Genomic DNA, 8,280 nt, shown 5'->3' on the forward strand with positions numbered 1-8,280 from the left:
ACTGTATCGTAAGCGCCGTCAGCCGATGCCTCTCTGATTTTCCGGTGGGTCTGGTTTATCAGCGCCGGTAGAGCTTGGGCATCAGTCGTACCACTGAGCGACAAATCCGCACAGATAATCTCATGCGTCACACTGTCTACTGCAAGGTGCAGCTTACGCCATACCCTGCGTCTGTCGGCACCATGCTGCCGGACTTTCCATTCGCCTTCGCCAAAGACCTTCAGACCGGTTCCATCAATGACCAGATGCGAGATTTCACCACGGGTTGGCGTTTTTATGCCGATGTTCACTGTATTTGCTCGCTTGCTGAGCAGCGAATAGTCTGGACAATGCAGCGACAATTTAATCAGTTTAAAAATCGAGTCAACAAAGCCCTGTAAAGCCCTCAATGAAAGGCCAAGCACGCGTTTCATCATCAGGACTGTGGTGATGGCCATATCTGAGTAGTGGAGCGGTCGTCCACGCCGTTCAGTAGTGTTTTTTTCCGTCCATGCAGCAATGGCTGATTTATCTAGCCATACGGTTAGAGAACCGCGTTGCTTGAGGGCCTTGTTATAAGAGGGCCAGTTGGTTATTTTAAAATTTTGTTTTGCCATGGGGACCTGATTTTGAAACAACTGTGGTGATCTGCTCCGATGATTACCCAAAAGTTATATTTATTCAGCAAAGCCGTTATATTGCGTGGAATTGTCGGTGAAGCGGCAATATTTGAGATATTTCTTATAAGAAAATATCTTAGCTCAGCTGAATATTTGGATAGTATGTGATATAAGTAGGGGAAATAATTTGAAAAACAGCTTACTGTAGGAAGAACTCAAATCCCATCGCCGTATTCAAATCCCCGATTGATCCCATTGAAGTATTGATCCATGTCCATTGCGGGTTTGTCGCTTTCCGGGCGCCCCACAATGCGCGCCGGGACGCCCGCCGCCGTGGTATGCGCCGGAACTGGCTGCAACACCACGGAACCTGCGCCAATTTTTGCGCCGCGCCCAACTTCAATATTACCGAGAATTTTGGCACCCGCGCCAATCATAACCCCTTCGCGGATCTTGGGATGGCGATCGCCGCTGGTTTTCCCGGTCCCGCCCAAGGTGACAGATTGCAGGATAGACACATCATTTTCCACCACTGCCGTCTCACCAATCACAATCCCGGTGGCATGATCGAGCATGATCCCACAACCAATGGTCGCAGCTGGGTGAATATCGACGCCAAACGACACCGAAATCTGGTTCTGAAAATAAATAGCCAGCGCTTTACGCCCCTGATACCAGAGCCAATGACCAATACGGTAGGCCTGAAGCGCATGAAATCCTTTCAGGTAAAGCAGCGGCGTGGAGTATTTATCCACCGCCGGGTCACGCTGACACACCGCGCGAATGTCGCACGCGGATGACAGAATCATTTGCGGATCGGCACGGTAGGCCTCTTCCACTACTTCGCGAATGGCGATCGCCGGCACGATGGAATTTGCCAACTTGTTCGCCAGCATATAACTCAATGCGCTGCCTAGGTTTTCATGTTTCAGCAATGTGGCATGAAAAAAGCTGGCCAACATCGGCTCGCAATCAGCCAGCGACCGGCCTTCTGCTTTGATATTTTCCCACACCAATTCCAATTCATCAGTCGACATTGCCTTCACTCCCCTGCCGCACCGTTCATTGCGATGCGCTGACACGTTGCATTTATTGTTATCGCCCGTCACGCTCGCCAAAGACTCGCGTAGCCGCCAGCATACGATATAAAAGCCAAAAAACGCCAGAACACCAGCGTCGCCGTTGGTCTCAAGGATAACGTTATATTATTCGCGCTCGCTTTCGTCTTTGCGCGTTCTACCAAGCAGGGTAAGCGCCGCTTCGCGTGCGGCCTTGCCACAGTATAAAACCTGCCACAGTTGTTCACTGATGGGCATTTCTACCCCATGACGCTGCGCCAACGCCAGCACCTCTTTGGTGTTGCGATAACCTTCCACCACCTGACCAATCTGGTCCTGAGCGCTTTGTACATCCAGCCCCTGACCCAGCATCATGCCAAAGCGGCGGTTACGGGATTGGTTATCGGTACAGGTCAACACCAGATCGCCCAGCCCGGCCATCCCCATAAACGTGGCGGGGTCAGCCCCGAGCGCCACGCCAAGCCGCGTCATTTCCGCCAGCCCACGCGTGATGAGCGCCGTGAGCGCATTGGCACCAAAGCCAATGCCATCGGACATGCCGGCACCAATAGCAATCACATTTTTTACCGCGCCGCCAAGCTGAACGCCGATAAGATCGGGGTTACTGTAGACGCGAAAACTCTTGCCACAGTGCAGCAGCGTTTGCAGATCGTCAGAAAACGTTTTGTCTGTCGCGGCCAGCGCGATAGCGGTGGGTAATCCCGCCGCGAGTTCTTTCGCGAACGTCGGACCAGAAATCACCGCCCAAGGAATCTCTTCACCTAATGCTTCCCGCGCCACATCTTGCAACAAGCGCCCGGTTTCTGCCTCCAACCCTTTTGTCGCCCACACCAAGCGTGCATCAGCACGCAGCAGCGGTTTTAGCTGACGTAGCACGTCACCAAACACATGGCTCGGCACCACCACCAAAATATCGCGACTCGCCGCCAGCGCCTGCGCTAAATCAGACTCGAGGTGCAGCGTATCGGGGAAAGGCACATCCGGCAGGAACGCCTGGTTACACCGGGCGGCCTGCAATGTCTGTATGTGCGCAGGATCGTGTCCCCACAGCACCACGGAGTGACCATTGCGGGCCAGCGTAATCGCTAGGGCGGTGCCGTATGAACCTGCACCGACCACTGTCATGGAAGCATTAGCTGTGCTCATCAGGCATCCAAACGCGGTGCGCCGTTTTCACCTTCTGCGGACTGCCCTTCCGTTTGCTGTTGCAGATAGTTCATGAACAGCGCATCGAAGTTCACCGGCGCCAGATTCAACTGCGGGAATGTGCCGCGTGTCACCATGCTGGTCACACATTCACGCGCATAGGGGAACAGAATGTTCGGGCAGTAAGCGCCTAGGCAATGTGCCAGTTGTGTACCTTCCAGACCGCCAACGGTGAAAATACCCGCTTGCTGAACTTCACACAGGAACGCAGTATTTTCGCCCAGCGTCGAGGTTACCGTTACGCGCAGCACAACTTCATACACTTCTTCCGCCAGTTGGCTGGACGCCGTATCCAGATCCAGTTTAACTTCCGGTTGCCAATCCTGCTGAAACACCTGAGGAGCATTCGGCGCTTCAAAAGAGACATCCTTGGTGTAAATACGTTGAATCTGAAAAGTCATTTCGGCGGAGTTTTGTTCGGACATGTTGGCTAATACCTTTAATGTTAACGTTTCTAATGCGCCGCATTCACCGTGTGGCAGCGGACGCTAATGTGTGCATTTAAAATCGAACAATGCGTGCAGGGAACCTGCGCCTAGCTACAACCTACCATACCTTTACGACATGCTTTAAAGACATTCTGCTTGCGCTATCGCGTTTATTTACCCTGCACCAGCGGAAGATTCTCACCGCTCCAGCCGGACAAGCCGTCTTTCAGAACAGACACGCGTTCAAAACCGGCTTTCAGCAAGTTGTCAGCGGATTCACGCGAGCTGATACCGTTCACGCAAACGACAATCACAGGGCGCGCTTTGTGTTTCTCCAACTCGCCCAGACTGCCATTCTTAATGTCGTTAGGCAGCAGGTTGATGGCGTTGGCAATGTGGCCACGACGGAAATCATCACGGTTGCGCAAATCAACGATAACCGCTTCTTCTTTATTGATAAGTTGAATGGCTTCGCCACGCGCGATTTCTTTCACCTTGGAAAGCTTACTTTTCACGGTAATGACAATAACGGCAACCAACAGTGCAACCCAGGCGATACTCATAATCGGATGCCTGCTTACGAACGACATAATCTCTTGCATGGGGGGTAACAGCTCCCGAATCAGTTAATCAACAAAAATCAAGGTTTCTGAGTATACCTATGCGGTACAGCAATTACAGCCTGTAACAACCAGCAAGCAGCTAAACTGTAACTCTATCTGTGGCATGAATCAGAAAAATCGTAGCGACCGCCGCTAACGGTTGTGCCATTTTATGCGTATTGCACCCTTTTTATCATGCTTGATGCAGTTCATCCTGTGTAAACCTTACCCAAGATGCGCACCTCTGCAACATGTTCTTTCATTACCGGAGAGAGAAAAGCGCGGTAGGATGACTGGTCAGGGGCTGCCCATCGTGAAATAATCCCATCTTATGAATAATAAAGCGTCAGTGGTCTCGCACCGAGTACCATGCCGTGTGCCTGCTCAGGGTTCAAGCACAGGCAAATCGCCGCTGCATGCGCTGCTCGCGATATGTATCAGCGCGGTTTGCGTTGGGGCTTTTGCGTGGCCGACGCTCGGGCTCGGTGCCGATAATCAGCAACAGCTCAAGACGCTGCAACAGGATATCGCGGAGAAGGAAAAACGCGTTCAAGAGCAGAAACAGCAACGCAGCGCGCTGCTCAGCCAGTTACAGCAGCAAGAAAAATCCATCGCCCGGGCCAGTCGCCAACTGCGTGACATCACGGGAACGCTTGCCACACTTAGCGAAGAGCTTAAAGCGTTGGCAACCTCCATCACCAAACTCGAAAGCCAAAGAAAGCAGCAGGAAGTGCTGCTGGCACACCAATTAGACGCCGCCTTTCGTCAGGGGCAACACAACGGCTTGCAACTTATCCTCAGCGGCGAAGAGAGCCAGCGCAGCGAGCGTATTTTGGCCTACTTTGGTTACCTGAATGAAGCGCGCCAGCAAAACATCGCTGAGTTGCAACACACCCGCACCGAGCTCGCAGCACAGAAACGGCAGGTAGAGCAGAAGCAAGCAACGCAAAAAACGTTGCTCGCCGAGCAGCAAACACAGCAAAAGGCGTTGGAGCAAGCGCGGGGTGAACGTAAACAAACCCTATCCACGCTGGAAAGTTCGCTGGAAAAAGATCAGCAGCAACTGACAGAATTACGACAGAATGAAGCACGCCTGCGCGACCAGATTGCCCGCGCTGAACGCGAAGCCAAAGCGCGAGCCGAACGCGAAGCGCGCGAGGCAGCCAAGGTGCGTGAACGTGAAGAACAAGCCAAACGCAGCGGCAGCCGTTACCAACCGTCGGAAAGTGAGCGTTCACTTATGGCGCGCACCGGCGGGTTGGGCCAACCCGCCGGTCAGGCTATCTGGCCAGTGAGGGGGCGTGTTGAACACCGTTTTGGTGAACCCTTGCAGGGCGAATTGCGCTGGAAGGGATTGGTGATCGCGGCACCAGAGGGTACCGATGTCAAGGCCATTGCCGATGGCACCGTGATGATGGCTGATTGGCTGCAAGGATATGGACTTGTTGTGGTGTTGCAGCACGGCAAGGGAGACATGAGCCTGTATGGCTATAACCAGAGCGCACTGGTGTCGGTCGGCGCACAGGTGAAAGCCGGACAACCGATCGCATTAGTGGGCACCAGCGGTGGCCAAAGCCAGCCTGCGCTCTACTTTGAAATTCGCCGTCAAGGTCAGGCGGTCAACCCACAACCTTGGTTAGGGAAATAACAGGGAAAACATTTTGCTGATACCGATGTTACGAAAAGTACGCCGTCCGCTTCTCTTCACCTTGTTATTGGCATTTTGTTCATGGGCGATGGCGGGAAAGCTGTCAATTGTGATTGATGATTTCGGCTATCGGCCCCACAACGAAAATCAGATACTGGCGATGCCAACCGCCATCTCCATTGCGGTGTTGCCCAACGCGCCCTATGCCCGTGACATGGCAGTAAAGGCCCACCAGCAAGGGCGCGAGATATTGATCCACCTACCGATGGCTCCGATGGGAAAACAGCCTCTCGAGAAAGATACACTACGCCCGGAGATGAGCAGTGAAGAGATCGAACGCATTATCCGTCAGGCGGTAAATAACGTCCCTTACGCGGTCGGGTTAAATAACCATATGGGCAGCGCCATGACCTACAGCTTGCCAGGTATGCAAAAGGTGATGCAGGCCCTCAACGCTTATCAGCTCTACTTTCTCGACAGCATGACTATCGGCAGCAGCCAATCCATTCCGGCTGCGGCGGGCACGCACGTCAAGGTGGTCAAGCGTAAGGTCTTTTTAGACGATACTCAGAATGAGGCGGATATCCGCACCCAGTTTAATCGTGCGGTGCAACTGGCACGCCGTACCGGTTCGGCCATTGCCATCGGTCACCCGCACCCCGCGACTATCAAAGTGCTGCAACAGATGTTGCCCACGCTGGATACCGATATCGTTCTGGTGCGCCCCAGCCAGTTGTTGAATGAGCCGGTTCACTACCAGACGCTGCCCTATGAACCTCGCCCTGCGCAACCAGCACGTAAACCGTTCCGCAAACCGCAGCTGTGTACTATTAAACAGCCACTACCGCCGGTGGGTAACGACGTCTTCTTTAAACTGATCGGGGAAAGCTTACGTGACAGTGCGCCCGTTCATTTTATTGAGCAACGCTGGCGTACCTGGGTCACATCCGGGGATAAATAAATGCGTAGCGCGTCCTGGCCTCGGGGCGCGCTACGATGCCGTTAATCCCAGTGCAAAATCACTTTGCCGGATTTCCCAGAGCGCATCACGTCAAAGCCCTGCTGAAAGTCATCTATTGAAGTGATGAGTGATAATTGGCGTTAAATCGAGGCCTGATTGGATTAATGACGCCATATTGTACCAGTTTTCGAACATCTCACGCCCGTAGATTCCTTTGATCGTCAGTCCTTTGAAAATCACTTCGTTCCAATCAACCATCATCGGTTCCGGCGGAATGCCAAGTCGTGTATTCAATATGTTGATTGCAGTGTGAAATGTCCGGTTTTGGATGTGGAATACAGTGGATAAAGTTGATGTAAGATGCCCGTTTTGTGAACAGACATCTCCTGTGAAAAAACACGGTTATGGCAAAAGTAGCCATCAGCGTTACCGTCGTCAGTCATGCAAACACGGATGGCTACAGGGCTTACAACGACGAACTTCCAAAAGTAAAACACATTGTTAGCAAGCTGTATACACAGCGTATTGAGCGTGCACATCTGACACTGCGTAACCGACTGCAACGGCTCAATAGCAAGACGCTCGGATATTCAAAATCATCCGAAATGCACGATAGGATCATCGGTACTTACATCGAACGCGAGTACTACGTTTGATGCTACATCAACTCATTGAATACACGACCCAGAACTGCCGTGGTTTATGTTAGGCATTATCGGTTTACTCACGCTGGTAGCCCTGTATTGGCAGTTCAATCTGCGTAAGATAGCGCCGGCCACGTTGGGAGAGCATTGAGGTTAACGCTGGCGCTAACTGCCAATTTCTGTGCTTTCAGCGCTATCTGATAGCTAACCAGGGGCTGATAAGGCAGTGTATATCTCCGCCCATTAGCCCCGCAGATTTTCTGCTAAGCTCAAGGCACCCTTTCTATCGTTAAACAGCCATACTTCAGAAACACAGCACGTGCAGAGGAACATCAATGAAAAAATCAGGGATAGCCGCCATTGCCGCAGTGTCGCTGACGTTACTTGTTAGTGGCTGCGATCGGCTCACGCAATATTCTCTTAGCGAGCAAGATGTAAACAGTTATCTGCAAAAACACAATGATTTTAAAAAACAGATCGGCATTCCAGGCTTACTCGATGCCACCATCGTGTTGAACGATCTCAGCAGCCAGATCGGACGTGCTGAACCGTGCAAAGTCACCCTGTCAGGCCATGCCAAAGTGGACATCAGTTCGTTGCTGGGTGCCCAGTCAGCGGATGCTGTGCTTACTCTGAAAGCACAACCGGTGTTTGATAAAACTAACAGCGCCATTTACCTCAAAGAAATGGAACTGGTGGATTATCAAGTGACACCAGAGAAGATGGATACCGTGTTCAAAACGTTGACGCCCTATTTAAATCAGGCATTGAAGAACTATTTTGATCAGAAACCAGCCTATTTGCTCAGTGATGAAAATAGCAAAACGGAAGCCTTAGCCAAAAAACTGGCAAAAGGCATTGAGGTAAAACCGGGGAAAATTGCCATTCAGTTGACGGATTAAGTGTATTAGTCGCGACTAGATCTGACACTGGACCTTGAAAGGTTGAGAGTTACCGGTTTTGATATGGGTGCCTAATCCTTAAACAAAACGCGAGGTAACTCTCATGCTTCATGCTAACAATCCCATTATCAAACACAAAGCCGGCCTGCTCAATCTCGCCGAAGAACTCGGTAACGTATCAAAAGCCTGCAAGATCATGGGCGTGTCACGC

General features: G+C 51.9%; 10 protein-coding genes and 3 pseudogenes. 6 read left to right on the forward strand and 7 right to left on the reverse strand.

All coding sequences use genetic code 11. The features are described 5' to 3' along the window. Positions 1-596: IS5 family transposase (locus QZ506_RS17655; RefSeq protein WP_291972935.1), on the reverse strand; the 596-nt coding region annotated here is incomplete at its 3' end. Between the two features lie 39 nt (positions 597-635). On the opposite strand from QZ506_RS17655, the gene QZ506_RS17660 reads away from it, so the two are divergent. Next, positions 636-767 carry a hypothetical protein gene (locus QZ506_RS17660; RefSeq protein ID WP_291972936.1) on the forward strand — a complete coding sequence of 44 codons (132 nt, stop codon included), beginning with the start codon at positions 636-638 and terminating at the stop codon, positions 765-767. 47 nt (positions 768-814) lie between these two features. On the opposite strand, the gene cysE is transcribed toward QZ506_RS17660, so the two are convergent. The 4 genes from cysE to QZ506_RS17680 form a co-directional block, all read right to left on the reverse strand. Then, complete coding sequence (gene cysE, locus QZ506_RS17665) at positions 815-1,636, reverse strand: serine O-acetyltransferase (RefSeq protein WP_291972937.1); 822 nt, start codon at positions 1,634-1,636, stop codon at positions 815-817. Between the two features lie 168 nt (positions 1,637-1,804). Further along, positions 1,805-2,824 (reverse strand): NAD(P)H-dependent glycerol-3-phosphate dehydrogenase, encoded by a 1,020-nt coding sequence (gpsA, locus tag QZ506_RS17670; RefSeq protein WP_291972938.1) that lies wholly within the window; start codon positions 2,822-2,824, stop codon positions 1,805-1,807. Then, the gene (secB, locus tag QZ506_RS17675) at positions 2,824-3,309 is read right to left on the reverse strand and encodes a protein-export chaperone SecB (RefSeq protein ID WP_291972939.1); all 486 of its coding nucleotides are present in this window, start codon (positions 3,307-3,309) and stop codon (positions 2,824-2,826) included. The genes gpsA and secB overlap by 1 nt, the downstream gene beginning before the upstream one ends. Before the next feature lie 173 nt (positions 3,310-3,482). Next, positions 3,483-3,914, reverse strand: a complete 432-nt coding sequence (locus QZ506_RS17680) for a rhodanese-like domain-containing protein (RefSeq protein WP_291972940.1) — start codon at positions 3,912-3,914, stop codon at positions 3,483-3,485. Positions 3,915-4,344: 430 nt separating this feature from the next. Here QZ506_RS17680 and envC point away from each other — a divergent pair, with 430 nt between their 5' ends. Both envC and QZ506_RS17690 read left to right on the forward strand, forming a co-directional pair. Further along, positions 4,345-5,562 carry a murein hydrolase activator EnvC gene (gene envC / locus QZ506_RS17685; protein ID WP_291972943.1) on the forward strand — a complete coding sequence of 406 codons (1,218 nt, stop codon included), beginning with the start codon at positions 4,345-4,347 and terminating at the stop codon, positions 5,560-5,562. Positions 5,563-5,650: 88 nt separating this feature from the next. Beyond that, a complete protein-coding gene (locus tag QZ506_RS17690; RefSeq protein ID WP_291972944.1) occupies positions 5,651-6,523 on the forward strand; it encodes a divergent polysaccharide deacetylase family protein in 873 nt (290 codons plus the stop codon). A 41-nt stretch (positions 6,524-6,564) separates the two neighbouring features. Here QZ506_RS17690 and tdh read toward each other — a convergent pair. Both tdh and QZ506_RS17700 read right to left on the reverse strand, forming a co-directional pair. Further along, positions 6,565-6,805: pseudogene (tdh, locus tag QZ506_RS17695) on the reverse strand (L-threonine 3-dehydrogenase); the annotation flags it as partial. Continuing rightward, positions 6,774-6,944 carry a hypothetical protein gene (locus QZ506_RS17700; protein ID WP_291972941.1) on the reverse strand — a complete coding sequence of 57 codons (171 nt, stop codon included), beginning with the start codon at positions 6,942-6,944 and terminating at the stop codon, positions 6,774-6,776. The pseudogene tdh and the gene QZ506_RS17700, both read right to left, overlap by 32 nt. Between QZ506_RS17700 and QZ506_RS17705 the strand changes: the two are divergent. From QZ506_RS17705 to QZ506_RS17715, 3 genes and pseudogenes are all read left to right on the forward strand, one after another. After that, a pseudogene (locus QZ506_RS17705) lies at positions 6,864-7,179 on the forward strand (IS1 family transposase). The gene QZ506_RS17700 and the pseudogene QZ506_RS17705 sit on opposite strands and share 81 nt — an antisense overlap. Positions 7,180-7,502: 323 nt before the next feature. Continuing rightward, entirely contained in the window at positions 7,503-8,069 is a 567-nt protein-coding gene (locus QZ506_RS17710; protein ID WP_291972942.1) for a lipoprotein, read from the forward strand. Between the two features lie 103 nt (positions 8,070-8,172). Continuing rightward, a pseudogene (locus tag QZ506_RS17715) lies at positions 8,173-8,280 on the forward strand (IS481 family transposase); the annotation flags it as partial.

The sequence above is a fragment of the Candidatus Symbiopectobacterium sp. genome (genome assembly GCF_020054415.1).
Classification (GTDB): domain Bacteria; phylum Pseudomonadota; class Gammaproteobacteria; order Enterobacterales; family Enterobacteriaceae; genus Symbiopectobacterium.

Excerpts from the sequence above, each read along its gene's own strand:
- cysE (WP_291972937.1), bottom strand. The coding sequence starts at position 1,636 with ATGTCGACTGATGAATTGGAATTGGTGTGGGAAAATATCAAAGCAGAA.
- QZ506_RS17700 (WP_291972941.1), bottom strand. The coding sequence starts at position 6,944 with ATGGCTACTTTTGCCATAACCGTGTTTTTTCACAGGAGATGTCTGTTC.
- QZ506_RS17690 (WP_291972944.1), top strand. The coding sequence starts at position 5,651 with ATGGCGGGAAAGCTGTCAATTGTGATTGATGATTTCGGCTATCGGCCC.
- QZ506_RS17710 (WP_291972942.1), top strand. The coding sequence starts at position 7,503 with ATGAAAAAATCAGGGATAGCCGCCATTGCCGCAGTGTCGCTGACGTTA.
- gpsA (WP_291972938.1), bottom strand. The coding sequence starts at position 2,824 with ATGAGCACAGCTAATGCTTCCATGACAGTGGTCGGTGCAGGTTCATAC.
- QZ506_RS17660 (WP_291972936.1), top strand. The coding sequence starts at position 636 with ATGATTACCCAAAAGTTATATTTATTCAGCAAAGCCGTTATATTGCGT.
- QZ506_RS17680 (WP_291972940.1), bottom strand. The coding sequence starts at position 3,914 with ATGCAAGAGATTATGTCGTTCGTAAGCAGGCATCCGATTATGAGTATC.
- secB (WP_291972939.1), bottom strand. The coding sequence starts at position 3,309 with ATGTCCGAACAAAACTCCGCCGAAATGACTTTTCAGATTCAACGTATT.